This is a genomic window from Streptomyces sp. BI87 (assembly GCF_025957665.1).
GTDB lineage: Bacteria > Actinomycetota > Actinomycetes > Streptomycetales > Streptomycetaceae > Streptomyces > Streptomyces albidoflavus.
Genome location: NZ_CP110079.1, coordinates 1,540,827 through 1,565,948 on the forward strand (window position 1 = coordinate 1,540,827; position 25,122 = coordinate 1,565,948).

Consider the following 25,122-nt stretch of genomic DNA (forward strand, 5'->3'; position numbering starts at 1 on the left):
GGGGAGGGAGCGGCGAGAGGTGGGGGTGCGGTGGGGCGGGGCCGGGGCGGAGCGGGGCGGGGTGCTGCGGTGGGCGCGTTTGTGCAGGTCGCGCGCGACGTACGGGGCGGGCGGGGCGGCCTGCGGGATGGGGGGATGTGCTGGGCGGGGCTGCGCTGGGTGGGGCACATGGCTCTGTACGCCGCACATCCCGGTCGGCGGCGGCGCCGAGGACGCCGCGACTGCCTCGTACGCCGGGCGCCCCGTACGCCGCACCGTAGCCCCCGCACCGCGCCCGCCCCGTACGCCGCGCGCGACCTGCGCAAACGCGCCCCGCGCCCCGTCCCGCCGCCGCGCCGCACGGAGCGCGCCCCGCTCCGCCCCGCGCTCTCCCTACCGGGTGACCCACCCCCACCCCCTGTTGACACCCCCGCCCGAAAGCGACGACGCCCCGTCCACTCCCCCGCCCCGAGCCTCCGAACCGGCCCCTGGCCCAGCCGTGCCGGCCCGGCGCGGAAATCTCAGCCCATCTCCTCCAGTGCCTTGCCCTTCGTCTCCTTGACGAACTTCAGGACGAACGGGATGGACAGCACCGCGAAGCAGGCGTAGATCACGTACGTACCCGAGAGGTTCCAGTCGGCGAGGCTCGGGAAGCTGGCGGTGATGGCCCAGTTGGCGATCCACTGGGCGGAGGCGGCCACGCCGAGGGCTGCGGCGCGGATGCGGTTCGGGAACATCTCGCCCAGGAAGACCCAGACGACGACGCCCCAGGACAGCGCGAAGAAGAGCACGAAGACATGGGCGGCGATCAGCGCGGTGGTGCCTTCGGTGCTGGGCAGCTTGCCGTCGACCAGCGGCGCGGAGAACGCCCACGCCTCGACGGCCAGGGCGACGGCCATGCCGCAGGAGCCGATGAGGGCCAGCGGCCGGCGGCCGATCCGGTCGACGAAGATCATCGCGATGACGGTACCGATGATGTTGATGATCGAGGTCGTGAAGGAGTAGAAGAACGAGCCCTCCGGGTCGATGCCGACGGACTGCCAGAGGGTGGTGGAGTAGTAGAACGCCACGTTGATGCCGACGAGCTGCTGGAACATCGACAGGCCGATGCCGACCCAGACGATCGGCAGGAACCAGAACCGTCCGCCCAGCAGGTCCTTGAACGACGGCTTGTGCTCGCGCCGCATCTTCTCGTCGATCTCCGCGACCCGGGCGTCCAGGTCGACCTCGGTGCCCTCGACCTCGGCCAGCACCTTGCGGGCCTTGTCCTTGCGGCCCACCGAGATGAGGTAGCGCGGTGACTCGGGGATCACGAAGGAGAGCATCCCGTAGAGGATGGCGGGGATGACCATGACACCCAGCATCAGCTGCCAGGCCTCCAGGCCCAGGAGCTTGCCGCGCTGGTCGCCGTCGGCGGCGGTGAGGATGCCGTAGTTGACGAGCTGGGAGACGGCGATGCCGATGACGATGGCGGCCTGCTGGAAGGAGCCGAGCCGGCCGCGGTAGGCGGGCGGGGCGACCTCGGCGATGTAGGCGGGGCCGATGACGGAGGCCATGCCGATGGCGAAGCCGCCGATACAGCGCCACATCGCCAGGTCCCAGAGGGCGAAGGGCAGGGCGGAGCCGATGGCGCTGGCGGTGAAGAGGACCGCGGCGATCCGCATGCAGTTGATGCGGCCGATGCGGTCGGCGATGCGTCCCGCGGTGGCGGCGCCGATGGCGCAGCCGATCAGAGCGATGGCGATGACCTGGGCGAGCGTCGCCGAGCCGACGTCGTAGCGGTGCCTGATGGCTTCGACGGCGCCGTTGATGACGGAGCTGTCGTAGCCGAACAGGAAGCCGCCCATCGCCGCGGACGCCGCGATGAAGATGACGTGCCCGAGGTGTTCGGGGTGCGCCTCCCTCGCTCCTGAGCGGGGCGGCGTGGCGTCGTTGGTCACAAGTCCTCCTCGGCCCCGTCGTCCTGCCGGGCCTAGGGGAACCGGACGTTGGGGCGGACGGCGGTCTGTTCCAGTGGCGCACACCCGGCCCGGCACCGCCTTCCCGGAAGCCGTCGGCTCACCCGTTCGAGTCCGCGTCGGCTTCGCCGCGCCGTCAGCGCAGCCGCTGGCTGATCACCTTGGAGACGCCGTCGCCCTGCATGGAGACCCCGTAGAGCGCGTCGGCCACCTCCATGGTGCGTTTCTGATGGGTGATGACAATCAGCTGGGAGGACTCCTGGAGCTCCTGCATGATGCGGATGAGCCGCTGGAGGTTGGTGTCGTCGAGCGCGGCCTCCACCTCGTCCATCACGTAGAACGGGCTCGGGCGCGCCTTGAAGATGGAGACGAGCAGGGCGACGGCGGTGAGGGAGCGTTCGCCGCCGGAGAGCAGTGAGAGCCGCTTGACCTTCTTGCCGGGCGGGCGGGCCTCGACATCGACACCGGTGGTCAGCATGTGGTCGGGGTCGGTCAGGATCAGCCGTCCCTCGCCGCCCGGGAAGAGCCGCGAGAAGACGCCCTCGAACTCGCGCGCGGTGTCGTGGTACGCCTCGGTGAAGACCTGCTCGACCCGCTCGTCCACCTCCTTGACCACCTGGAGGAGGTCGGCGCGGGTACGACGGAGGTCGTCGAGCTGCTCGGAGAGGAACTGGTGCCGCTCCTCCAGCGCCGCGAACTCCTCCAGCGCCAGCGGGTTCACCTTCCCGAGCTGCTGGTACGCCCGCTCGGCGGCCCGCAGCCGTTTCTCCTGCTCCGCCCGGTGGAAGGGCCTGGGCCGGTTGCGCGGGTGCTCCGGGTCCTCGGGCAGCTCCTCGCCCTCGGCGGGCGGCGACGGCGGTACGGGCTGCTCGGGCCCGTACTCGGCGATCAGCGCGGCCGGCTCCACGCCCAGTTCCTCCAGGGCGCGGGTCTCCAGCTGCTCGATGCGCAGGCGCTTCTCGGCGCCGAGGACCTCGCCCCGGTGGACGGAGTCGGTGAGCTTGTCGAGTTCGGCCTTGAGGTCGCGGCCCCGGCTCCGTTCGGCGTCCAGCTCGGTCTCCCGCGCCGCTTTGGCACGCTCGGCCTCGGCGCGCTCGGCGGCGGCCCGCTCCACGGAGATCTCGATGTGGGCCAGCAGCTGGCGCGCTCCCGCCGCGACGGCCGCCGCGACGCGCGCCTCGTGGCGCAGCCGGGCGCGGCGCCGCTCGGCGCGCGCCCGGGTCTCGCGCTCGGCGCGCGCGGCGCGGTCGAGTCCGTCGGCGCGCCCCGCGAGCGCCTTGACCCGCTCCTCGTGGGTACGCAGCTGGAGCCGGGCCTCCATCTCGGTCTGGCGGGCGTTGGCCCCGTCGGCGGAGAGCCGGTCGCGTACGGCGGTGTCGGGCTCCTCCTCGGCGGGCGCCTCCTCGGCCACGGCGAGCCGCTCGGCCAGTTCCTCGGCGTCGGCGACAGCCTTCTCGAGGGCCTCCTGTGCCCGGGCGGCGGCGGCCGTGGACCGTTCGGCCTCGCCCGCCGCGGCACGGGCCTGCCCGGCGAGGCGCCCGAGCTGCTGGGCGACGGCGGACTTCTCCCGGTCGGCGCGGCGGCGTCGTTCGGCCAGCTCCTCGGTGAGGGCGGCCTGTTCGGCGCGGAGCCGGGTGGCGTCCTGCTGGGCGGCGGCGAGTTCCGCGCACCGCGCGTCGAGCCGGGCGAGTCCGGCGGCGGCCTCGTCCACCTGCGCCTGGACCTCCAGGAGGCTGGGCGCTCCGGCGGAGCCTCCGTGGGCGTAGTGCGGCCCGAGGACGTCGCCGTCCCGGGTGACCGCGACGAGCGCCCCGTCCCCCGCCCCGACGACGGTCTCCGCCTCGGCCAGCCCGTCGACGACCACCATGCCGTCGAGCAGCGCCCGCAGCGCGGGGGCCAGGTCGGCGGGGGCCCGGACGAGGTCCACCAGGCGGGGCGGGTACGGGGCGGCTGAGCTGGGACTTTCCCCCGTGCCCGGGGCGAGTTCGGCACCGGGCCCCGGGGCGGCGTCGGCGCGGCGTACGGCGCCCAGCGCGACGCGTTCGGGCGCCGCACCGGGGCCGCCTGACGCCGCGCCGTACGGGGCGGTCCCCGCCTCGCCCCACGCCACGTCCGGCTCGTCTCCGTCGCGGGACGCCCCGTCCCGGAATCCCCCGTCACGCCCCGCTCCATCACGCCCCGCCCCATCGCGCGGCGCCGGTGCGTACGCCCCGTGCCCCGCCTCGCCGCCCGGCCCCGCGGCACCCTCGCGCCCCAGCTCGGCTGCCCCGCCGTCGTCCCCCGCCCGCGCCGGCGCGGGCACCGAAGCGCCCTCCCCCGGCGACCCGTCGGGCCCGGTCCCGCCCCGCCCCGTCCGCCCCAGCACCAGCGCCGCGCGCCCCGCGTCGCGCTCCCGCAGCAGCCGCAGCGCCGCGGCGGCGGCATGCGGACCGGCGGCGGCGAGTGCGTCGGCGGCCGACCCCAGCGCGGCGGCCACCGGCACCTCGTAGCCGGGGGCCACGTCCAGGAGGGCGGCGACGGGCCCCGCCACCCCGTCGAGCAGGTCACGGGCGGCGAGCAGTTCCCCGGTGCCGTCCTTGCGCCGCAGTCCCTGCGCGAGGACCTCGTGGCGGGCGGCGAGCGCGGCGCGGTGGCGTTCGGCGGAGGTGGCCTCGTCGCGGGCGGCGGCGAGGGCGGCCTCGGCGTCGGCGAGCGCGGCGCGGGCGGCTTCGTGCCGGGCGCCGAGATCGGTGTCGGCGGCGTCGAGGCCGTCGACCTCGGCGCGGAGCTGCTCGTACTCCTCCTGGGCGGCGACGGCGCGGCCGGCCGCCTCGTCGCGGGCGGCGGCGAGGCGGTCGATCTCCTCCTGGGCGGAGGCGGCGCGGCTGCGGGCGGCGTTGACCTGGCCGTGCAGGCGGGCGAGGCCCTCGCGCCGGTCGGCGAGGACGCGGGCGACGTCCTTGAGACGGCGTTCCTCGGCGTGCAGCGCGCGCTCGAGTTCGGCGCGGTGCTCGACGGTGTCCTCCAGCGCGTACTGGGCCGCTTCGAGGGAGGCGGCGAGTTCGGCCTCCTGCTCCCGGATGCGGGCGGCCTCGCGTTCCAGTTCCTCGGGGTCGCGGCCGCGTCGCTCCTCGACGGGTTCGGCGCTCGCGCTGCGGACCCGGGCGTCGGCGAGGCCGATGGTGCCGCGGACGCGTTCGGCGAGCTGGGAGAGGGCGTACCAGGTCTCCTGGGCGCGCTGGAGGCGCGGCGCGAGGCGGCGTACCTCGCCTTCGAGGGCGGCCTCGCGGCGCTGGGCGGCCTTGAGCTCGGCCTCGGCGGTGTCACGGCGCCGCTTCAGTTCGGCCTCGTCGGCGATCTCGGCGCTGAGCGCGCGGGTGAGGGTGACGATGTCGTCGGCGAGGAGGCGGAACCGGGCGTCGCGCAGGTCGGCCTGGATGACGGCGGCGCGCCGGGCGACGGCGGCCTGGCGGCCGAGGGGTTTGAGCTGGCGGCGCAGTTCCTCGGTGAGGTCCTGGACGCGGGCGAGGTTGGCCTGCATCGCGTCGAGTTTCCGCAGCGCCTTCTCCTTGCGCTTGCGGTGTTTGAGGACCCCCGCCGCCTCCTCGATGAAGGCGCGCCGTCCCATGGGGTCGGCGTGGAGCACGGAGTCGAGCTGGCCCTGGCCGACGATGACGTGCATCTCCCGGCCGATTCCGGAATCCGAGAGGAGTTCCTGGATGTCGAGGAGCCGGCAGGTGTCGCCGTTGATCTGGTATTCGCTGCCGCCGTTGCGGAACATGATCCGCGTGATGGTGACCTCGGCGTATTCGATGGGCAGCGCGCCGTCGGAGTTGTCGATGGTGAGGGAGACCTCGGCCCGTCCCAGCGGGGGCCGCCCGGTCGTTCCGGCGAAGATGACGTCTTCCATCTTGCCGCCGCGCAGGGATTTGGCGCCCTGTTCGCCCATGACCCAGGAGAGCGCGTCGACGACATTGGATTTACCGGAGCCGTTGGGGCCGACGACGCAGGTGATCCCGGGTTCGAAACGCAGGGTCGTGGCGGAGGCGAAGGATTTGAATCCGCGCAGGGTCATGGCCTTGAGGTGCACGCCGTCGGACTTTACCGCCCGCCGGTGGCGCCGGGCGGGTGCGGAGGGGAGTCTCCCGGTTGCGGTCCGGCGGTTTCACGGTGTGAGGCGCAGGGCAGATCACACGGTAATGACGGCGCCGGCACACGGCGATCTTGTAGGGGGGCAAGGAAAAAGGGACGCCGAAGCGTCCCTTGCACTGCGGTTCAGCATCCACCGGCGCCCCGTGCGCCTTGCGGCGGTCCGGGGCGGCGGAAGTGACGACCGGTGCGGTTTCCTGAATTCGATCTTTCCCGGACTGAACCGAAACCGGACCCGCGCGGAAGCGCACAGGTTGCGGAGGCTGATCGCGTGGCGGTGATCGACAAGGACCGGGCCTCACGACGGGATCGGTCTCCTGGAATTCCTGACAGGATTCCGGAACGGAAGATCGTGCTCGTCGACGGATGGGCGACTGCGTACCTGGATACGTCCGGCTGCTACCTGGCTGCGGACTCGGCCATCCCCGTGGATCTCCACGGGGCGGGCGTCAGTCAGGTGAGCGCAGGCTCCGCCTTGGATACGTCGAGGCTGTCGAGGAGCGCGTCGCTGTGGTGAGAAGCGGCAGCCGCGAGCGCGTCGTTCTCGGCCTGAATCCGAACGATCTCGGATTCGAGGTCCTGGACGCGCTGCTGGAGCCGTCGCATCTCGGCGAGGAGCCGCGGGTCGGAACCGCCGACGTAACCGAGAAGCGCCTTTGCCATGATGGATGGTCCTCCACACTGAGTTACCGAACGAATCGGTGTGGGTCGTGAGGGAATCGCACCCGCGGTGCCTGGCAATGCTGGATTTTTGTTGGCTCTCACATGCCAAACAGCTGTGGTGCGCGGGGATTCCAGAGTCTCACCAAAAAGTTTGACGGTCAACACGATCACAGCCCGTATCGACGGAGCTCCGGCGGCCCTGGCGCGGCCGTACGGCGGCGCGGCCGATTCTGCGGAGCCCGGCGGGCTTGGTGATCAACCTGGTCGGGGCAGCCTTGCACGGCGGCGCGGTCTTGGCAACCACCAGGTCATGGCCGCCCCGAAGGCCCGACACGCCGCCCGGACCACCCACGTCGGACCACCCTCGGGAGACGGCGCGGGTACCTCCGTCAGCGGATCGCGAAGGTGTCGTAACCGCCGCGTGGCGTGTCCCAGATCTCAGTGACTCCGTCGACGCGGCCGGGTGTGTCGCCCCGCGCGAGCCAGTCGAGGAGAGACTGGCAGCCGGCCCGGGGCCCCTCGGCGACGACCTGGACGCGCCCGTCGTCGAGATTGAGAGCAAAGCCACTCAGCCCGCCGATCTCCAGCGCCCTGGCCCGGGTGAACCAGCGGAAACCCACTCCTTGCACCTGTCCCCGGACCCAGACCACCAGCCGCGCCTCTTCGTTCATGGCTGCACGCTAACCGGCCAATTGGCTCAGGAGCATCTCGCCCTCACCCGTCTTGGGCTACAGTCCCGACGCAACGATCCTCACCCGATCGAGTGAGGATCGTGCGGGGATCGCTTCACCGTCCGGCCAAGGAAGGCTCAGTACATGGGACGCCACCGCCGCGCCGCCCACGGCGCGACCAACGGCAACGCCGCACGTGCAGAGCGGCCGGAACAGTCCGCCCGGCCGTACGACACCGGGTACCACGGACGGCAGGAGCCGGCCCCGGTCCCGGAGACCGGCTCGCACCGCAGGCCCAAGCGCGGCGCCGTACCGGTGCGCACCGGGCTGCTCGGCGTCTCGGCTGCCGTGGCCATGGGCGCCGTGGCCGTCGCGACCGGACTGCTGCCGGGCGCCGGTGACCGCTACGCCGTGACCGGCGAGGGTCCCTCGGGCCGCGTCGAGGCGGCGGACGGCCCCAGCGACCTGGAGACCAACGGCAGCGCCGACGGCCGCTCCGGCGAGGGCGCGAGCCGCGGCGCGGACCGTTCCGCCGGGCCGAGCACCGAGCCGTCCTCCTCGGCCGACGGGAAGAAGGACAAGGCGGAGGGGAAGTCCGGGAAGCCGGACGCCGCCGGGAAGGCCGACGCCGAGGAGACGGCGTCGAAGCAGCCGAGCGCCTCGCGTGCGCCGGAGAGCGCCCCGGCGCCGACCCCCTCGCGGACGACGCAGGCGCCCGCCCCCTCGCGGCCCACCGCCACGCCCTCCACCCCCGCCGGTTCCTCCGCGGCCGCCGCCGTGCTGTCCCTGGTCAACCAGGAGCGGGCCAAGGCCGGGTGCTCCCCGGTCACCGCCGACGGCGAGCTGGAGGCGCTGGCGACGGCGTTCAGCAAGGACATGGCGGCGCGCGGCTTCTTCGACCACACCGACCCCGACGGGGACTCCCCCTGGGACCGCGCCGAGCAGGCCGGCGTGACCGGCCTCGGCGGCGAGAACATCGCCCGGGGCCAGGCCAACGCCCAGTCCGTCATGGACTCCTGGATGAACAGCCCCGGCCACCGCGCGAACATACTCAACTGCGACTACAAGACCCTGGGCGTGGGCGTGCACTTCGCCGAGGGCGGCCCGTGGTGGACCCAGAACTTCGGCTTCTGACGGCGAAGAGACGCTGACGCACGACGGCGCCGGTCCGGCCCTGCGGGGCGGGACCGGTGCCGTCGTGCGTCAGCCGGTCGTGCGTCAGCCCGTCGTCCGCGGCGGGCGCTGGCAGCGCGGGCAGAAGTAGCTGGAGCGGTTCATCCAGGGGCGGCGGCGGATCGGGGTGCCGCAACGGCCGCAGGGCTCGCCCTCGCGGCCGTAGGCGTCCAGGGAGCGGTCGAAGTAGCCGGATTCCCCGTTCACGTTGACGTAGAGGCTGTCGAAGCTGGTGCCGCCGACGTCGAGGGCGGCGGTCATGACGGCCCGGACGTGGGTCAGCAGCTCCGCCGAGCGAGGGCGGGTGAGGGTGGCGGTGGGCCGGTCGTAGTGGAGGCGGCTGCGCCAGAGGGCCTCGTCGGCGTAGATGTTGCCGACGCCGCTGATCAGGGACTGGTCGAGCAGGGCACGCTTGACGGTGGTGCGGCGGCGGCGCAGCGCCTGGTGGAAGGCGTCCTCGTCGAAGAGCGGGTCGAGGGGGTCGCGCGCGATGTGGGCGATGACGTCGGGCAGCCCGTCGGGGCCGGTGTCGTGGAGCGAGAGGCCGCCGAAGGTGCGCTGGTCGACGAAGCGCAGCTCGGTGCCGAGGTCGTCGGCGAAGCGCAGCCGTACCCGCAGGTGCTTCTCGTCGGGGGCCTCGCCGGGCTGGACGAGGAGCTGGCCGCTCATCCCGAGGTGGGCGAGGACGGCGAAGGGCGCGTCGTCCACGGGGAGCCAGAGGTACTTGCCGCGCCGGAGCGGGGCGGCGAAGCGCAGGCCGGTCAGGCGGCGGGCGAAGTCCTCGCCGCCGGCCAGGTGGCGGCGGACCGCGCGGGGGTGCAGGACGTCGGCGGAGGCGACGGAGCGCCCGGTGATCCACCGCTCAAGTCCGCGCCGGACGACTTCGACCTCGGGCAACTCGGGCACGTGCGCTTCTTCCCCTCACGCGAGGTGCGCGCCGGACGGGGCGCACCGGACAGCAGTGCGCCGGCCGCCCCCGGTGGGGACGGCCGGCGGTGCGGGCGGGTCAGGCCGAGGCCGCGTCGGAGGACGGAGCCGAAGCTTCCGCCTCCTCCTTGACCCGCTCGTCCGCCGCGGCGCGGATGGCGCGCCAGGCGGACTCGGCGGCCTGCTGCTCCGCCTCTTTCTTGCTGCGGCCGGTGCCGGTGCCGTACGAGACGCCTCCGACGCGGGCGGCAGCAGTGAAGGTCTTCTCGTGGTCGGGGCCGGTCTCCGTGACCAGGTACTCGGGCACGCCGAGCCCCTCGGTCGCGGTCAGCTCCTGGAGGCTGGTCTTCCAGTCGAGCCCTGCGCCCAGGCTGGAGGACTTCTCGATGAGCGGGTCGAAGAGCCGGTGCACCAGCTCGCCCGCCGCTTCGAGGCCCTGGTCGAGATAGACCGCGCCGATCACCGCTTCCAGGGTGTCGGCGAGGATGGACGCCTTATCCCGGCCTCCGGTACCCTCTTCGCCCCTGCCGAGGCGGATGAAGGAACCGAGTTCGAGGCCGCGGCTGACCTCGGCCAGCGCACGTGAGTTGACCACCGCCGCCCGGAGCTTGGCCAGCTGGCCCTCCGGCAGGTCGGGGTGGGTCCGGTAGAGCGTGTCGGTGACCACCAGGCCGAGCACGGAGTCCCCGAGGAACTCCAGCCGCTCGTTGGTGGGCAGGCCGCCGTTCTCGTACGCGTACGACCGGTGAGTCAGCGCACGCACCAGAAGGGCGGACTCGAGGTGGTACCCGAGCCGCCCTTCCAGAAGCGTGTGGGACGAGGCCGTGGTGTCCGCCTTCTTGGCGTTGGACAGTTCAGACATCGGGCCTCTCACCAGCCGCTCAGACCTCGAGGACCTGGCGCTTGTTGTAGGTGCCGCAGCTCGGGCACGCGATGTGCTGCTGCTTCGGCTCGTGGCAGCGCTCGCACGCAACCAGGGTGGGGACCGCAGCCTTCCACTGCGACCGGCGGTGGCGCGTGTTGCTGCGCGACATCTTCCGCTTCGGAACAGCCACGGCTACTTCTCCTGCTTCTCGTCGACACCGGGGTCGGCGCCGCTCAGATCGTCCTTCTCGCCTGCCTGGATGGTCCCGGCGAGTCCCTGCAATGCCGCCCAACGGATGTCGGTGGCGTCGTGGTGGTGGTCCGGATCGTCCGCGAGCCGCGCCCCGCACTGGGAACACAGGCCCGGACAGTCGTCCTGGCACACCGGCTGCATGGGCAGTGCGAGCACTACCGCGTCACGCAGCACCGGCTCGAGGTCGAACATGCCGTCCTCGAGCGGGATGACGTCCTCGTCGTCCTCGGCGTCGTCGCCCGGTTCCGCGGTGCGGCCCCGGTCGGCGGCGTCAGGGTACGAGAACATCTCCTGGAAGTCCGCTTCGAGCTCCAGCCCGAGCGGCTCCAGACACCTTACGCACTCCCCCTTCGCGGCGGCACGGGCGGTCCCCGTGACGAGGACCCCTTCCATGACCGACTCGAGGCGGAGGTCGATCTCCACCGGCGAGCCTTCCGGCACGCCGATGACGTCTTCGATTCCGAACTCGGGGGAGCCCGGGGCCTGCACCGTGCGGTTCAGCTGCTGCATGGCACCCGGACGCCGCCCCAGCTCATGTGTGTCGAACACGAGGGGGTTGCGGTGGTCGAGGCGCGTGTTCAGAGCTTTACCTTCTTCCGGTTCACGAGATCGTGGGGGATGCGGTCCTGCCGGATGCCTCCGGGGACGGCCTGCGGGCCTGCTGGCCCGGTCCGTCGTCGCCGGGGAGTCCGCCGGGTCCCCCGCGGGTGTTCCGCCGGGGCCGTGGACAGGCACGACCGAACAGTCAGGATACTGGACCGGGCCGCCGTCTCCCAATCGGGCCCGGGGCGCCGGCTCCGGCGGGCGGTCAGCGTCCCTGTTCGTAGCGGCGCAGCTCCTCCGCGCTGATCATGCTGGTGTCGAAGAGGCTGGTCTCGTCGAGCGCGTTGGCGGGCCGCTCCTGGGGCACCGGCGGTACGGCGTACCCGGCCGCGTCGTAGCCGCCCTGGGCCTGGTAGCCCTGCTGCGGGTACCCCTGCTGACCGCCCTGCTGCCCGTAGCCGTAGGCGCCGGGCTGCTGCTGGTCCTGGTAGCCGTACGGGGCGGCCTGCTGCGGGGCGTACTCCTGCTGCTGGTAGGCGTAGGCGTCCTGCTGGGCGGGGGCGCCGTAGCCGTACGGGTCCTGGGCGGCGGGCGGGGCCTGGCCGGCGTACGGGTCCTGCGGCGGGGCCGGCGGGGCGGCCGGCACGGGGGGTGCCGGGGGCGTCGCGGCCGGGGGCTGCGGGGTGGCGGGGCCCGCGAGGCCGGCGAGGTAGTCGGCGTCGCTGGTGGCGGCCTGGGCGGCCTCGTCGCCGAGTTCGCCGAGGGCGGCGAGCTCGTCGGTGGCGATGCGGCCGTGGAGCTTCTGCCGGCCGCGGCCGACTGCCTCCAGGGTCTTGCCGAGGACCGCCTCGAAGGCGCCGAGCTTGGCGCTGACGTAGTCGTCGGCGCGGCGGCGCAGCGTCTCGGGGTCGTGGCTGCGCTCGGGGGCGTCGGGGTCCTCGTGGCCGTCGTCCGCCGCGAGGTCGGCGCCGAGGAGCTTCTCGCGGCCGCGGCCCACCGAGCCGATGGTCTTGGTGAGGACCACTTCGAAGTTGGCGAGCTTGGAGTCGACGTAGTCGTCGGCCTGGGCGCGGATCTCCTCGGCCTCGGCGCGGGCCTCGGCGAGGATGCGGTCCGCCTCGTCCTGGGAGCGCTGGGCGACGGCGGTGCCGGAGACCAGGGTGCCGCGTTCGGCGTGGGCGGACTGGATGATCCGCTCGGCCTCCTGGCGGGCCTGCTCGACCAGCTGTTCGCGGTCGCCGATCAGCTCCTGCGCCTGCGCGAGGGAGCCGGGCAGTGCCTCGCGGACCTCTTCGAGCAGGGCGAGCAGCTCGGCGCGGTTGATCACGCAGGAGGCCGACATGGGCATGGACCGGGCGCTGCCGACCGTGTCGACGATCTCGTCGAGCTTCTTCTGGACGTCCACCGGGTGCTCGCCAATCTCTGTGCCATGTTGGGAAGTCGGACGCACCGACTGTACGGCCGGCGGGCGCCCGGCGGACACCGGGTGAGGCGGCGTCAGCTTCCCCTCCGTCCCCGGCGGGCGGGGCTCACTTCCTGCGGAGGCGGTCGCCGAGGGCGGCCAGGACGGGCCCCGGGACCAGGTGGGAGACGTCGCCGCCCCAGGCCGCGACCTCCTTGACCAGGCTGGAGGAGAGGAAGCTGTAGGTGGGGTTGGTGGGGACGAAGAGCGTCTCGACTCCGGAGAGGCCGATGTTCATCTGGGCCATCTGGAGTTCGTAGTCGAAGTCGCTGACGGCGCGCAGGCCCTTGACGATGGCGGGGATGTCGCGCTGCTTGCAGAAGTCGACGAGCAGGCCGTGGAAGGACTCGACCTGGACGTTGCCGAACTCGGCGGTGACCTCGCGGATCAGCTCGATCCGCTCGTCGATCTCGAACAGGCCCTTCTTGGACTGGTTGATCATGACGGCCACATGGACGACGTCGTAGAGCCTGGAGGCACGGCCAATGATGTCGAGGTGCCCGTTGGTGATGGGGTCGAACGACCCCGGACAGACGGCACGGCGCAACTGAAGTCCCTCGCTCCCGGGTCCGGTCATCGTGCGTCTTCGCACGTAGAGGCGGCGCGACCGTACCAAAACGTTCCCTCGCCGTAGCGGCGGGCCCGCTCAGGGTGAAATCCGTCCGGCCACCCGAATTCTCCCCCTCTGGTGGCGCGTTCCACCGTGACGAGCGCCTCATCGGCGAGCCATCCGCCGGTACGCAGTGTGAGCAGGATCTCGCGGAGTTCCTGGTCGGTCACGGCGTACGGCGGGTCGAGGAAGACCAGATCGTACGGGGCGCCGGGCGGCGGGGCGGCGACGGCCTGGGCGGCCTTGGCGGCGCGGACCTCGGCGCCGGGCAGGCCGAGGGAGCGGACGTTGTCGCGGATGGTGCGGACGGCGCGGGCGTCGGCCTCCACGATCAGGGCGTGCGCGGCGCCCCGGGAGAGCGCTTCGAGGCCGACGGCGCCGGAGCCGCCGTAGAGGTCGAGGACCCGGGTCCCGTCGAGCGGCCCGCCGTGCAGCGACTGCCAGGTGGAGAAGAGCCCTTCGCGGGCCCGGTCCGAGGTGGGGCGGGTGCCGGTGCCCGGCGGTACGGCGAGGCGGCGTCCGCCGGCGGTGCCGGCGATCACGCGGGTCATCTGAGTCCTTCGGGGCTGGGGGTGCGGCCGGGGTCCACGATATGGCGTACGGGCCGGGGCGGCCGGTCAGCCCTTGTCGAGGTACTGCTCGCGCTCCTCGTCGAGCAGGGAGTCGAGGGCGGTGCGCAGGGCGGGCAGGCCGGCCAGCTCCGGGTCCTCGGCGACGGTGCGGGTGGCCTCCTCGCGGGCCTCGGCGATGATCTCCTCGTCCTCGATGACGGCGAGCATCCGCAGCGAGGAGCGGACCCCGGACTGGGCCTGGCCGAGGACGTCGCCCTCGCGGCGCTGCTCGAGGTCGATGCGGGAGAGTTCGAAGCCGTCGAGGGTGGCGGCGACGGCGCCGAGACGGGCGCGGGCGGGGGCGGCCTCGGGCATGTCGGTGACCAGGAGGCACAGCCCCGGGGCGGAGCCGCGCCCGACGCGGCCGCGGAGCTGGTGGAGCTGGGAGACGCCGAAGCGGTCGGCGTCCATGATCACCATGGCGGTGGCGTTGGGGACGTTGACGCCGACTTCGATGACGGTGGTGGCGACCAGCACGTCGACCTCGCCGGCGGCGAAGCGGCGCATCACGTCGTCCTTGTCCTCCGGGGCCATGCGGCCGTGCAGGACCTCGACCCGCAGTCCGGCCAGCGGCCCGGCGGCGAGCTGCTCGGCCACCTCCAGCACGGCCAGCGGCGGCCTCCGGTCCCCCTCGTCGGCGGCCTTCTTCTTCGTGCTCTTCGTGCCGCCCTCCTCCTCGTCCCCGATGCGCGGGCAGACGACGTACGCCTGGTGGCCGTTCTCGACCTCCTCGCGGACGCGTTCCCAGGCGCGGGCGAGGAAGTGCGGTTTGTCCTGGGCGGGGACGACGTGGGTGGAGATCGGGGAGCGTCCGGCGGGAAGCTGGTCGAGGACGGAGGTCTCCAGGTCGCCGAAGACGGTCATGGCGACGGTGCGCGGGATGGGCGTGGCGGTCATGACGAGGAGGTGCGGGGTGCGGGCCTCCTCCTTGCTGTGGCCCTTGGCGCGCAGGGCGTCGCGCTGCTCGACGCCGAAGCGGTGCTGCTCGTCCACGACGACCAGGCCCAGTTCATGGAACTGGACCGTGTCCTCGATCAGGGCGTGGGTGCCGATGACGATGCCGGCCTCGCCGGTGGCCAGGTCGAGCAGGGCCTTGCGGCGGGCGGCGGCTGTCATGGAGCCGGTGAGCAGGACGACCTTGGTGGCGTGTTCGGGGGCGCCGAGGGTGCCACCGTCGGCGAGGTCGCCCATCATCTCGGTGATCGAGCGGTGGTGCTGCTGGGCGAGGACCTCGGTGGGGGCGAGCATGGCGGCCTGGCCGCCGGAGTCGACGACGGCGAGCATGGCGCGCAGCGCCACCATCGTCTTGCCGGAACCGACCTCGCCCTGGAGGAGACGGTGCATGGGGTGGTCGGTGGCGAGGTCGTCGAAGATCTCGCGGGAGACCTTCTGCTGGCCCTCGGTGAGGGTGAACGGCAGCCGCGCGTCGAAGGCGGTGAGCAGCCCTTCGGGGGCGGGGCGCCGGGGCACGGCGGAGAGCTGCCCCTCGGCGTGGCGGCGGCGGGCGAGGGCGACCTGGAGGACGAACGCCTCGTCCCACTTGAGGCGGGCCCGCGCCTGGGCGACGTCGGCCTGGCTCTGCGGGCGGTGGATCTTGCGCAGGGCCTCGGGGAGCGGGACGAGGCCGCGGCCTTCGCGGAGCGAGCCGGGGAGCGGGTCGAGGGCCTCGTCGGCGCTGGGGAGGACCGCGTCGACCGCCTTGGCGATCTTCCAGGACTCGAGTTTGGCGGTGGCCGGGTAGAGCGGGATGAGGGCCCCGGCCCACGAGGAGACGTCCTCCGCGCCGTCCCCGCGCAGGAGCTGGTAGGCGGGGTGGGCGAGCTGGAGGCGGTGGTTGAAGACGGAGACCTTGCCCGCGAACATCGCCCGGGTGCCCGGCTGGAGGTCCTGGTGCGGCTTGTGTACGCCCCGGCCGAAGAAGACGAGGCGCAGCGAGCCGCTGCCGTCGGTGATGGTGACCTCGAGCCGTTTGCCGCGGCCGGCGTTGAAGGTGTGCACGCGGGCGTCGGAGACCTGGGCGACCACGGTGACGTGCTCGTCCAGCGGGAGGTCGGCGAGGGTGGTCAGCTCGCCGCGCTCGGCGTAACGGCGTGGGTAGTGGTGAAGGAGGTCCCCGACGGTGTGCAGGTCGAGGTGGTCGGCCATCACCTTCGCGGTGGGCGGGCCGACTACTTTCTTCAGGTTCTCATCGAGCGCGGGCACGTGGTCCATTGCACACCACGGGGCTGACAATCGGCGCGAGGGGCCGGGCCCGACCACCGCTCAACGTCGACGTGTGGTGCTCCCCCGCTACTCCACCCCGATGAGCATCGGCGAGCCCTGCCGACCACCCCGGTAGACGACGGTGTCCACCGCGAGGTGACGGGTGCGTACGTGCCGTTCGAGCAGGTCGGCCACCTGCTCGGGCACCTCGTCGTCGAGGACGAGGGTGACCATCTCGCCGCCGGCCGAGAGCATCCGGTCCAGGACGGTGCGGGCGGTGTCGGTGAGGTCGGTGCCGATGACGGCCACGTCGCCGTCGACCAGGCCGAGCACGTCGCCCGCCTGGCAGATGCCCGCGGTGGTCCAGGACTGCCGTTCGGCGACCGAGATCTCGCCGTGCCGGGTGGCGCCGGCGGCGGAGGTCATGGCGACGACGTCCTCGTCGAAGCGGCGGCCGCCCTCGTGGACGGCGAGCGCCGCGATGCCCTGGACCGCGGAGCGGGTGGGGATGAGCGCGACGCGGATGCCGTCGCCGCGGGCCTGTTCGGCCGCGGCGGCGGCGGTGTGCCGCAACTCGGGGTCGTTGGGGAGCAGCACGACCTCGTGGGCGTGGGCCCGGCGGATCGCCTCGGCCAGTTCGCCGCTGGCGGGGGGTTCCCCGGCGCGGGCGTGCACGGTGGTGGCGCCGCCCTGCGCGTACAGCTCGGCCAGCCCGTCGCCCGGGACGACCGCGACGACGGCGCGGGGGGCGCGTTCGCGGGGCGGCTGCGCGGCGTCGGGGCGGGCGGCGGCCTGGGCGCCGAAGTGGGTGATGCGGACCCGGTGCGGCCGCCCCGCCTCGATCCCGGCCTCGACGGCGGCCCCCGCGTCGTCCACGTGGACATGGACGTTCCACAGCCCGTCCCCGCCGACGACGACGAGCGAGTCCCCGAGCGCGTCGAGCCGGCCCCGCAGCCGGTCCACGGCGGCGTCCTCGGCGTCCAGGAGGTAGATCACCTCGTACGCCGGGCTGTCGGTGGCGGCCTCGCCGGGGGCGTGGCCGGCCGGTGCGGCGGGGCACGGGGCGACGAGGGCGCCCGGGGGGCGGGGGACGGGGCGGGCCGGAGCTTCGCCGGTGAGGGCCTCGACCAGGGTGTGGAGGACGGTGACGAAGCCGCGGCCGCCGGCGTCGACCACTCCGGCGCGGGCGAGGACCGCGAGGTGCCGGGGCGTCTCGCCGAGGGCGGCGAGCGCGGCGTCGTGGGCGGCGCGGGCGACGACCGCGCAGTCGGCCGCGCCCGCGGCGTCCGCCCCGTCGGCGGCGGCGGTGGCGACGGTCAGGACGGTGCCCTCGACGGGGTGGGCCACGGCGCCGTAGGCGGAGTCCGCCGCGCGGCGCAGGGCCCGGGCGAGGAGCGGGCCGTCGGCGTACGCCGCGTGAGCCTCGTCACCCGGCGTGGCGAGGACCTGGGCCATGCCGCGCAGCAGCTGGGCGAGGATCGTGCCGGAGTTGCCGCGCGCCCCGATGAGCGCCCCGTGGGCCATGGCGCGAAACGCGTCGGACAGGGCGGGCCGGGTGGCGCCGGTCTCGTGGGCGGCGAAGACGGCCTCGACCGCCTGGGAGGCGGACTCCACGGTCAGGTAGAGGTTGGTGCCGGTGTCGCCGTCGGCCACCGGATAGACGTTGATGGCGTCGATCTCCTCGCGGGCGCGCCCCAGGGCGTCGAGGGCGAGGGCGCACCAGCGGCGGACGGCGGGGGCGTCGAGCAGGCCGCCTCTGCGGTGCGGGGGACGCGGATGCGGGGCGGGGGGCGGGGACCCTGCGGGCTCCCCTTCCGGCTCGGGCACCTGCGCCTCCTCGTGCGGCTGGACTGCCCGCAGCGTAGACCGACGGCCCTGGTGGGCGGGGGCGGGGGCTCCGCCGCCCGTGGTAGTTTCGTCGGGCAGGAGCGGCCGTTGTATGCTTCTCCAGTTGCCCGATGAGAGTCGGGCTTATCCCCCTGGCAGCGCCAATCAGTTACTGATCCCGGCATGCCGGGATTTCACTGTAAGTGCATCTGAAGTCTTTGGAGTGACCCGTGGCTGCCAACTGCGACGTCTGTGGCAAGGGGCCGAGCTTCGGCAACAACATTTCGCACTCGCACCGCCGTACGTCCCGTCGCTGGAACCCCAACATCCAGCGCGTGCGTGCCGTGGTCGGTCGGACGCCGAAGCGGCTCAACGTCTGCACCTCGTGCATCAAGGCCGGCAAGGTCTCGCGCTAATCGCGAGCGGTGTCCCCGCTCCGAGCGGGGGCAACCCGGTTCTCGCGTGGACGTCTCGCACTGGCGCGGCCACCAGGCTTGCTGCTCGAAGGCCGGTTCATCTTCGGATGAACCGGCCTTCTGCCTGTCCGGGTACGGGTGAGCGTCTGGGGTGGGTACGGGTTCGCTGAGCCGGGGGCGCCGCTCGGGGCGGGGGCGACGGGGCGCGCCCCGTCGCCCCGCCGCCCGGTAAAACCGCAGGTCGCGCGCGACGTAGCGCCCCGCACGGGGCGGGCCACGTCGCCCGCCCGGCGTGGGCCACGAACTACTCCCCCACGCTCCCCTTCGTCGCCGCGTCGATCCGCCACCCATGGTCCACCGGCCCGATCCCCGCGCCCAGCGCGAAGCCGGCCCTGATGGCGCCGGTGAGGTACTCCTTGGCCAGTCCGACCGCCTGCGGGACCGGGTGGCCGAGGGCGAGGTGGGAGGCGATGGCGCTGGCGAGGGTGCAGCCGGTGCCGTGGGTGTGCCGGTTGTCGAGGCGGGGGGCGCGGTACCAGTGGGTCTCGGTGCCGTCGGTGAGCAGGTCGACCGCGTCGCCGGACAGGTGGCCGCCCTTGATGAGCGCCCAGGTGGGCCCGAGGGCGAGCACCGCTTCGGCGGCCCGCGCCATGCCCGCCTCGTCGTGGACCTCCACGCCCGTCAGCTGGGCGACCTCGTCGAGGTTCGGGGTGGCCACGGTGGCGACCGGCATCAGGCGGTGGCGTACGGCGTCGAGGGCGGACTCGGCGAGCAGGGAGTCCCCGTGCTTGGAGACGCCCACGGGGTCGACGACGGCGGGGGCCTCGGTCGCCGCGAGGAGTTCGGCGACGGTCGCGACGAGGGAAGCGGAGGAGAGCATCCCGGTCTTGACCGCCTGGACCCCGATGTCGTCGACGACGCTGCGGTACTGGGTGCGGACCGCTTCGTCGGGGAGCTCCCAGACGCCCTGGACACCGAGTGAGTTCTGCGCGGTGACGGCGGTGAGCACGCTCATGCCGTGCACGCCGAGGGCCAGCATGGTCTTCAGGTCCGCCTGGATGCCGGCGCCGCCACCGGAGTCGGAACCGGCGACGGTGAGCACCCGGCGGGGGCGCGGGGGTATGTCCATGGGGCCGAATCTAGCCGGGCTCCGGGGCGCCCCGGGTCCCGGGGCCGGGCGCCGCGACGGAGCCCCGGACGAGGCCGCTCACACGGGGCGCCGAACGATGCCGCCCACCCGGTACGACGGGCTCGCAGCGCCCCGTACGCCGCGCTCGCCGCGCGCCACCCCGCCCCGTCGGTAAGGGCAACGCCGCCCCGCAGACCCCTACATCTGGCCCCGTGTCACACCCCCGCCGCGCCGCCACCCCCTACATGTAACCCCCACGCCGCGCCGTCACTCCGTACACGTCTCACGCGTGCACCGCACGTACCCCGCGCCCGCCCCGAGAGCCCGTCCCGCCCCACGAACCCAGCCCCACCAGCCCTCGATTCCCCCTCGACTCACCCCTCGATCCCCCCGCTCCCCGCCTCCCCGAAGTGGTCCCACCCGCCCTTGTGGGTCCAGGGCGCCCCGTCGACCGTCACGCGGGGCAGGGCGGACGGGTGGAGGACCTCGCCGATGACCTTCCAGCGGGCGGGGAGTTTCACGTCGGAGGGGAAGGTGGCGACGATGGCGTGGTCCTCGCCACCGGTGAGGACCCACTGGAGGGGGTCGACGCCGACGGCCTGGCCGATGTCGTTCATCTGGCTCGGGATGTCGACCTTGCCGGAGGCGACGTCGATGCGGACCTTGCTCGCCTCGGCGATGTGGCCGAGGTCGGCGATGAGGCCGTCGCTCACGTCGGTCATGGCGGTGGCGCCGAGCCCGGCCGCCGCGGGGCCCGCGTGGTACGGCGGTTCGGGGCGGCGGTGGGCCTCGACGAAGGCCCGCGGCGAACGGAACCCCCGCGACAGCACGGCGTACCCGGCGGCCGACCAGCCCAGCCACCCGGTGACGGCCACGACGTCCCCGGGCTGCGCCCCGGCGCGGGTGACGGGCTCGTGGTTGCGCAGGTCGCCGAGGGCGGTGATGGAGACCATGACGGTGTCGCCGCGCACCACGTCGCCGCCGACCACGGCGGCGCCCGCGACCTGGCACTCGTCGCGCAGCCCGTCCATCAGCTCCGCGGGCCAGGCGGCGGGGAGTTCGGCGGGGACGACGAGGCCGAGCAGGATCGCGGTGGGCACCGCGCCCATGGCGGCGATGTCGGCGAGGTTCTGCGCGGCGGCCTTGCGTCCCACGTCGTAGGCGGTGGACCAGTCGCGGCGGAAGTGCCGCCCCTCCAGGAGGATGTCCGTGCTCGCCACGACCCGCCGGTCCGGCGCGGTGACCACGGCGGCGTCGTCGCCGGGGCCGATCCGTACCGCCGGGGTCATGGTGAGCCGGGACGTGAGCTCCCTGATGAGCCCGAACTCCCCCAGCTCGCCCACAGTGCCTTTCACCGCGCGCCCACCTCTCGTGTCAAGTGCCGGCCGAGACCGGTCACGTACCGAACCGTCCGTGCGGTGCCGGCGCCCCGGCCCCGTCCCGCTCCCCCATCGTCCCCGGTCCCGGGGCGCCGCCGCGCACCGGGCGCCGGGGCGGCACCGGCCCCCTCGCGTCCCCCGGACGCCGCGTCCCGTTTGCGGTCGCGGGGCGGGGCAGGGGTCGGTACCGTCAACTCACGCGTCAACGCCCGCGCCCCGCAAAGCGGACGGCGCGCGCGTCGGGGCGCGCGGCTCTCCCCGCGGCGGGCGCGGACGCGATAACGTGACGACCCTTTCCCCCACATGATCCTCGTGGCCGCCCTGGAGGTTCCGTGGTACAGGCGTATGTACTGATTCAGACCGAGGTCGGGAAGGCTTCGGCCGTCGCCGAGTTCATCGGCAGCATTCCTGGAGTGATCCAGGCGGAGGATGTGACCGGTCCCTATGACGTGATCGTGCGGGCGCAGGCCGACACCATGGACGAACTGGGCCGCATGGTGGTCGCCAAGGTCCAGCAGGTGGACGGCATCACCCGCACCCTGACCTGCCCGGTCGTGCATCTGTAGCCCCCGTCTACGCTGGCCCGGTGAACCTCACCCGTCGCCGGTCCCTCCGGTCTGCCGCCGCCGCGCTGTTGCTGGCCGCCGTTGCCGGCTGTTCCTCCACGGACGGACGGCCGGCCGCCGCGGTTCCCGGGCCCGACAGCACGACGGCCGCCCTCTGCCGGAAGCTGGACGACCGGCTTCCGCAGCGCGTCGCCGGCCTGGAACGGAACGATCCGGAACCGGAGTCGGCACTGACCGCGGGGTGGGGCAGCCCGGCGATCATACTGCGCTGCGGCGTACCCAGACCCGGCGCGATGAACGACCCCGACGCCGAGGGCGTGGAGGCCGACGGAGTCGGCTGGCTCATGGAACAGCCGGGCGACGGCTCGTTCCGCTTCACCACCACGCTGCGCCGCGCCTACGTGGAGGTCGCGCTGCCCGCCGAGCACGTACCGGAGGGGCTGGCGCCGCTCAGCGACCTCGCCCCCTCCGTCACCGAGGCGATACCGGAGGGCATCGCCGACTGACCTGCCACACAGGCGCGGAGCCGGAGCCCCCTGGCGGGGCCCCGGCTCCGCGGCGGACCGCTCGCTCCGGCCGTGCGGCTCAGCGCAGTCCGGTGGACCGGCGCAGCGCCGCCTGCACCAGCTGGTCGACGAGGGCCGGGTAGTCGACGCCGGACTCCTGCCACATGCGCGGGTACATGGAGATCGGCGTGAAGCCGGGCATGGTGTTGATCTCGTTGATGACGAAGCCGCCGTCCTCGGTGAGGAAGAAGTCGGCGCGCACCAGCCCTTCGCAGGAGGCGGCCTCGAACGCCTCGACGGCGAGGCGCTGCACCTCGGCGGTCTGCTCCTCGGTGAGCGGGGCGGGGACCAGGCCGGGGGCCGAGTCGATGTACTTGGCCTCGAAGTCGTAGAAGTCGTGGGCCTGCACCGGCGGGATCTCGGCGGGGACGCTGGCGCGCGGCCCGTCCTCGAACTCCAGGACGCCGCACTCGATCTCGCGGCCGCGCAGCAGCGACTCGACGAGGATCTTCGGGTCGTGGCGGCGGGCCTCGGCGAGGGCCGCGTCGAGCCCCTGGGGACCGTCGACCTTGGTGATGCCGACGGAGGAGCCGCCGCGGGCGGGCTTCACGAAGAGCGGCCAGCCGTGCTCACCGGCGAACTCGATGATGCGGGCGCGGGCGGCGGCCTCGTCGGCGTCCCACTCGCGGGGGCGGATCACCAGGTACGGGCCGACCGGCAGCCCGAAGGAGGTGAAGACCCGCTTCATGTACTCCTTGTCCTGGCCGACGGCGGAGGCGAGGACGCCCGAGCCGACGTACGGGATGCCGGCCAGCTCCAGGAGGCCCTGGAACGTGCCGTCCTCACCGTAGGGGCCGTGCAGCACGGGGAAGACCACGTCGACGTCGCCGAGGACCTTCGGTACCGAGCCGGGCTCGCTGTAGAGGACCTCGCGGTTGCCGGGGGCGACGGGGAGGACGACGGCGCCCTCGCCGGGCTCGGCGAGCGCGTCGACGTCGGGGACGGTGCGCTCGGTGATCGCCATCCGCGCGGGCTCGTCGGCGGTGAGCACCCAGCCGCCCTCGGTGGTGATGCCGATGGGCAGCACGTCGTACCGGGAGCGGTCGATGGAGCCCAGGACGGCGCCGCCGGTGACCACGGAGATGCCGTGCTCGGAGCTGCGCCCGCCGAAGACGACGGCGACGCGCGGCTTGCGGGGTTCGGTTCCGGGCTCGGGGAGGGCCGGGTTCTGGGGGGAGTTCTCGCTGCTCATATCGCGATGAGCGTACCTGCTGGTAGGCCGCTCGTCAGCGCCCGAGGGGCCCTGTCGCGCGAGGGGCACCCGACCGCCGTACCGCGCGGCGGGCGCCTCGTGCGGCCCCGTACGGCGCGACGCGGCAGGTCGGAAGCGGTGCCTCCGGTGCGGTCAGCGGCGCTCGGGCTTGGCGCTGCGGCTCATCAGTTCCTTGAGGGCGACCAGCGGCGGCTTCCCGTCGTGCACGATGCCGACGACCGTCTCGGTGATGGGCATGTCGATGCCGTGCCGGCGGCCGAGGTCGAGCACGGACTCGCAGGACTTGACGCCCTCGGCGGTCTGCTTGGTGACCGCGATGGTCTCCTCCAGCGTCATCCCCTTGCCGAGGTTGGTGCCGAAGGTGTGGTTCCGCGAGAGCGGCGAGGAACAGGTCGCCACCAGGTCGCCGAGGCCGGCGAGGCCGGAGAAGGTCATCGGGTCGGCGCCCATGGCGAGGCCGAGCCGGGTGGTCTCGGCGAGGCCGCGGGTGATGAGGGAGCCCTTGGTGTTGTCGCCGAGGCCCATGCCGTCCGCGATGCCGACGGCGAGGCCGATGACGTTCTTGACGGCACCGCCCAGTTCGCAGCCGACCACGTCGGTGTTGGTGTACGGGCGGAAGTACGGGGTGTGGCAGGCGGCCTGGAGCCGCCGGGCGACGTCCTCGTCGGTGCAGGCGACCACGGCGGCGGCGGGCTGCCGGGCGGCGATCTCCCGGGCGAGGTTGGGGCCGGTGACGACGGCGATCCGCTCGGGGGGCAGCTTCGCGGTGTCGGCGATGACCTCGCTCATCCGCATCGCGGAGCCGAGCTCGACGCCCTTCATCAGGGAGACGACCACGGTGTCCGGGGCGAGCAGCGGCGCGAGGGTGGTGAGGTTGGCGCGCGCCGTCTGGGAGGGGACGGTGAGGACGGTGAAGTCGGCGTCCGCGGCGGCCTCGGCGGGGTCGGTGGTGGCCCGCACCGAGGCGGGCAGCACGGCACCGGGCAGGTAGCCGGAGTTGGTGTGGGAGGTGTTGACCTCGTCGGCGACCTCCTGGCGGCGGGCGCACAGGACGACCTCGCAGCCCGCGTCGGCGAGGACCATGGCGAACGCCGTTCCCCAGGAGCCGGTTCCGAAGACCGCTGCCTTGACCGGGGGTGTCACTGGTTGCTCTCTCCTGACTTCTGCCCCGGCGCGCTCTCGCACACCGCGGGGGCGGCGGGCTGCGGGCGGACACCGGTCCGCCGCTGCTTCAGGCGGGCCGTGCGGGGGTCGTACGGGATGGGGGGTGCGGGTTCGCCGCGCATCTCGGCCAGCAGAGCGGTGACGGCCGCCATGATGGTCTCGGTGACCTCGCGCAGCACCTCGGGGGTGGGTTCGAGGTCGTAGTACGCGCTGAGGTCGACCGGCGGGCCGGCCTTCACCTGGAGGGTCTTGCGCGGCAGGAGCTGGAGCTTGTTCTCCTTGGCGTACGGCGGCATGGCGAGGTTGGCGCCCCACTGGGCGACGGGGATGACGGGGCAGCGGGTGCGCAGGGCTACCCGGGCGGCGCCGGTCTTGGCGGTCATCGGCCACATCGCGGGGTCGCGGGTGAGGGTGCCCTCGGGGTAGAAGGCGACGCACTCGCCGCGGTCGATGGCGTCCAGGGCGGCCCGGAAGGCGTCCAGCGCATTGGTGGTTTCGCGGTAGACGGGAATCTGCCCGGTGCCACGCATGACGGCGCCGACAAATCCCTTCCCGAAGAGCCCGTTCTTCGCCAGGAATCGCGGAACGCGTCCGGTGTTGTACTGGTAGTGAGCGTAGGACAGCGGGTCGAGATACGAGTTGTGATTGACCGCGGTGATAAATCCGCCGTCAGCCGGAATGTTCTCCATTCCGCTCCAGTCCCGCTTGAACAGAAGCACCAGCGGCGGTTTTGCGATGACCGCTGCCAAGCGGTACCAGAAGCCGATTCTGCGGCGGGACACTCGGGCACCTTCCTCTTTCGCGGACCCTGGGATGCG

General features: G+C 73.4%; 22 protein-coding genes. 4 read left to right on the forward strand and 18 right to left on the reverse strand.

Annotated features, from left to right (window positions below; translation table 11 throughout):
• Positions 1-500: 500 nt before the first annotated feature.
• From OIM89_RS06505 to OIM89_RS06520, 4 genes are all read right to left on the reverse strand, one after another.
• Positions 501-1,919 (reverse strand): sugar porter family MFS transporter, encoded by a 1,419-nt coding sequence (locus OIM89_RS06505; protein ID WP_030699280.1) that lies wholly within the window; start codon positions 1,917-1,919, stop codon positions 501-503.
• Positions 1,920-2,073: 154 nt separating this feature from the next.
• The gene (locus OIM89_RS06510; protein WP_264491062.1) at positions 2,074-6,006 is read right to left on the reverse strand and encodes an AAA family ATPase; all 3,933 of its coding nucleotides are present in this window, start codon (positions 6,004-6,006) and stop codon (positions 2,074-2,076) included.
• Between the two features lie 512 nt (positions 6,007-6,518).
• On the reverse strand, positions 6,519-6,728 hold the full coding sequence (locus OIM89_RS06515; RefSeq protein WP_003951107.1) for a hypothetical protein: 210 nt from the start codon (positions 6,726-6,728) through the stop codon (positions 6,519-6,521).
• 389 nt (positions 6,729-7,117) lie between these two features.
• Entirely contained in the window at positions 7,118-7,399 is a 282-nt protein-coding gene (locus tag OIM89_RS06520) for an acylphosphatase (RefSeq protein WP_003951106.1), read from the reverse strand.
• 144 nt (positions 7,400-7,543) lie between these two features.
• Here OIM89_RS06520 and OIM89_RS06525 point away from each other — a divergent pair, with 144 nt between their 5' ends.
• Complete coding sequence (locus tag OIM89_RS06525) at positions 7,544-8,533, forward strand: CAP domain-containing protein (protein ID WP_175458036.1); 990 nt, start codon at positions 7,544-7,546, stop codon at positions 8,531-8,533.
• 84 nt (positions 8,534-8,617) lie between these two features.
• Here the strand turns inward: OIM89_RS06525 and mutM are convergent, their stop codons facing one another.
• The 9 genes from mutM to OIM89_RS06570 form a co-directional block, all read right to left on the reverse strand.
• Positions 8,618-9,478 carry a bifunctional DNA-formamidopyrimidine glycosylase/DNA-(apurinic or apyrimidinic site) lyase gene (gene mutM, locus OIM89_RS06530; protein WP_030699277.1) on the reverse strand — a complete coding sequence of 287 codons (861 nt, stop codon included), beginning with the start codon at positions 9,476-9,478 and terminating at the stop codon, positions 8,618-8,620.
• A 100-nt stretch (positions 9,479-9,578) separates the two neighbouring features.
• Complete coding sequence (rnc, locus tag OIM89_RS06535; RefSeq protein ID WP_030699276.1) at positions 9,579-10,361, reverse strand: ribonuclease III; 783 nt, start codon at positions 10,359-10,361, stop codon at positions 9,579-9,581.
• 19 nt (positions 10,362-10,380) lie between these two features.
• Positions 10,381-10,554 carry a 50S ribosomal protein L32 gene (gene rpmF / locus OIM89_RS06540; protein WP_003951102.1) on the reverse strand — a complete coding sequence of 58 codons (174 nt, stop codon included), beginning with the start codon at positions 10,552-10,554 and terminating at the stop codon, positions 10,381-10,383.
• A 2-nt stretch (positions 10,555-10,556) separates the two neighbouring features.
• Entirely contained in the window at positions 10,557-11,126 is a 570-nt protein-coding gene (locus OIM89_RS06545) for a YceD family protein (protein ID WP_008406290.1), read from the reverse strand.
• 298 nt (positions 11,127-11,424) lie between these two features.
• The gene (locus OIM89_RS06550; protein WP_264491063.1) at positions 11,425-12,564 is read right to left on the reverse strand and encodes a cell division initiation protein; all 1,140 of its coding nucleotides are present in this window, start codon (positions 12,562-12,564) and stop codon (positions 11,425-11,427) included.
• Between the two features lie 124 nt (positions 12,565-12,688).
• Positions 12,689-13,168 carry a pantetheine-phosphate adenylyltransferase gene (gene coaD, locus OIM89_RS06555; protein ID WP_191835076.1) on the reverse strand — a complete coding sequence of 160 codons (480 nt, stop codon included), beginning with the start codon at positions 13,166-13,168 and terminating at the stop codon, positions 12,689-12,691.
• A gap of 26 nt (positions 13,169-13,194) precedes the next feature.
• On the reverse strand, positions 13,195-13,782 hold the full coding sequence (gene rsmD, locus OIM89_RS06560) for a 16S rRNA (guanine(966)-N(2))-methyltransferase RsmD (protein ID WP_003951098.1): 588 nt from the start codon (positions 13,780-13,782) through the stop codon (positions 13,195-13,197).
• Positions 13,783-13,848: 66 nt separating this feature from the next.
• Complete coding sequence (recG, locus tag OIM89_RS06565) at positions 13,849-16,053, reverse strand: ATP-dependent DNA helicase RecG (RefSeq protein ID WP_195730305.1); 2,205 nt, start codon at positions 16,051-16,053, stop codon at positions 13,849-13,851.
• A 78-nt stretch (positions 16,054-16,131) separates the two neighbouring features.
• Positions 16,132-17,871, reverse strand: coding sequence for a DAK2 domain-containing protein (locus OIM89_RS06570; protein ID WP_264491064.1), 1,740 nt, complete (start codon positions 17,869-17,871; stop codon positions 16,132-16,134).
• A 230-nt stretch (positions 17,872-18,101) separates the two neighbouring features.
• Between OIM89_RS06570 and rpmB the strand changes: the two genes are divergently transcribed.
• On the forward strand, positions 18,102-18,287 hold the full coding sequence (gene rpmB, locus OIM89_RS06575) for a 50S ribosomal protein L28 (protein WP_003951095.1): 186 nt from the start codon (positions 18,102-18,104) through the stop codon (positions 18,285-18,287).
• A gap of 304 nt (positions 18,288-18,591) precedes the next feature.
• On the opposite strand, the gene thiD is transcribed toward rpmB, so the two are convergent.
• Both thiD and OIM89_RS06585 read right to left on the reverse strand, forming a co-directional pair.
• Positions 18,592-19,416, reverse strand: coding sequence for a bifunctional hydroxymethylpyrimidine kinase/phosphomethylpyrimidine kinase (gene thiD / locus OIM89_RS06580; RefSeq protein ID WP_175458032.1), 825 nt, complete (start codon positions 19,414-19,416; stop codon positions 18,592-18,594).
• A 374-nt stretch (positions 19,417-19,790) separates the two neighbouring features.
• On the reverse strand, positions 19,791-20,771 hold the full coding sequence (locus tag OIM89_RS06585) for a thiamine-phosphate kinase (protein WP_030699271.1): 981 nt from the start codon (positions 20,769-20,771) through the stop codon (positions 19,791-19,793).
• A gap of 356 nt (positions 20,772-21,127) precedes the next feature.
• Here OIM89_RS06585 and OIM89_RS06590 point away from each other — a divergent pair, with 356 nt between their 5' ends.
• Together OIM89_RS06590 and OIM89_RS06595 are read left to right on the forward strand one after the other, a co-directional pair.
• Complete coding sequence (locus OIM89_RS06590) at positions 21,128-21,361, forward strand: Lrp/AsnC family transcriptional regulator (protein WP_023416799.1); 234 nt, start codon at positions 21,128-21,130, stop codon at positions 21,359-21,361.
• A 20-nt stretch (positions 21,362-21,381) separates the two neighbouring features.
• Positions 21,382-21,867, forward strand: a complete 486-nt coding sequence (locus tag OIM89_RS06595) for a DUF3515 domain-containing protein (RefSeq protein WP_030699270.1) — start codon at positions 21,382-21,384, stop codon at positions 21,865-21,867.
• A 79-nt stretch (positions 21,868-21,946) separates the two neighbouring features.
• Here OIM89_RS06595 and OIM89_RS06600 read toward each other — a convergent pair whose 3' ends face one another.
• The 3 genes from OIM89_RS06600 to OIM89_RS06610 all read right to left on the reverse strand — a co-directional run bounded on the left by OIM89_RS06600 (position 21,947) and on the right by OIM89_RS06610 (position 25,086).
• Entirely contained in the window at positions 21,947-23,119 is a 1,173-nt protein-coding gene (locus OIM89_RS06600) for a D-alanine--D-alanine ligase family protein (RefSeq protein ID WP_047470589.1), read from the reverse strand.
• 153 nt (positions 23,120-23,272) lie between these two features.
• Entirely contained in the window at positions 23,273-24,283 is a 1,011-nt protein-coding gene (locus OIM89_RS06605) for an NAD(P)H-dependent glycerol-3-phosphate dehydrogenase (RefSeq protein ID WP_047143133.1), read from the reverse strand.
• A complete protein-coding gene (locus tag OIM89_RS06610) occupies positions 24,280-25,086 on the reverse strand; it encodes a lysophospholipid acyltransferase family protein (protein WP_195730306.1) in 807 nt (268 codons plus the stop codon). The genes OIM89_RS06605 and OIM89_RS06610 overlap by 4 nt, the downstream gene beginning before the upstream one ends.
• Positions 25,087-25,122 lie beyond the last annotated feature (36 nt).

Excerpts from the sequence above, each read along its gene's own strand:
- OIM89_RS06545 (WP_008406290.1), bottom strand. The coding sequence starts at position 11,126 with ATGCAGCAGCTGAACCGCACGGTGCAGGCCCCGGGCTCCCCCGAGTTC.
- rsmD (WP_003951098.1), bottom strand. The coding sequence starts at position 13,782 with ATGACCCGCGTGATCGCCGGCACCGCCGGCGGACGCCGCCTCGCCGTA.
- OIM89_RS06525 (WP_175458036.1), top strand. The coding sequence starts at position 7,544 with ATGGGACGCCACCGCCGCGCCGCCCACGGCGCGACCAACGGCAACGCC.
- thiD (WP_175458032.1), bottom strand. The coding sequence starts at position 19,416 with ATGGACATACCCCCGCGCCCCCGCCGGGTGCTCACCGTCGCCGGTTCC.
- OIM89_RS06520 (WP_003951106.1), bottom strand. The coding sequence starts at position 7,399 with ATGAACGAAGAGGCGCGGCTGGTGGTCTGGGTCCGGGGACAGGTGCAA.
- recG (WP_195730305.1), bottom strand. The coding sequence starts at position 16,053 with ATGGACCACGTGCCCGCGCTCGATGAGAACCTGAAGAAAGTAGTCGGC.
- OIM89_RS06515 (WP_003951107.1), bottom strand. The coding sequence starts at position 6,728 with ATGGCAAAGGCGCTTCTCGGTTACGTCGGCGGTTCCGACCCGCGGCTC.
- rnc (WP_030699276.1), bottom strand. The coding sequence starts at position 10,361 with ATGTCTGAACTGTCCAACGCCAAGAAGGCGGACACCACGGCCTCGTCC.
- OIM89_RS06600 (WP_047470589.1), bottom strand. The coding sequence starts at position 23,119 with ATGAGCAGCGAGAACTCCCCCCAGAACCCGGCCCTCCCCGAGCCCGGA.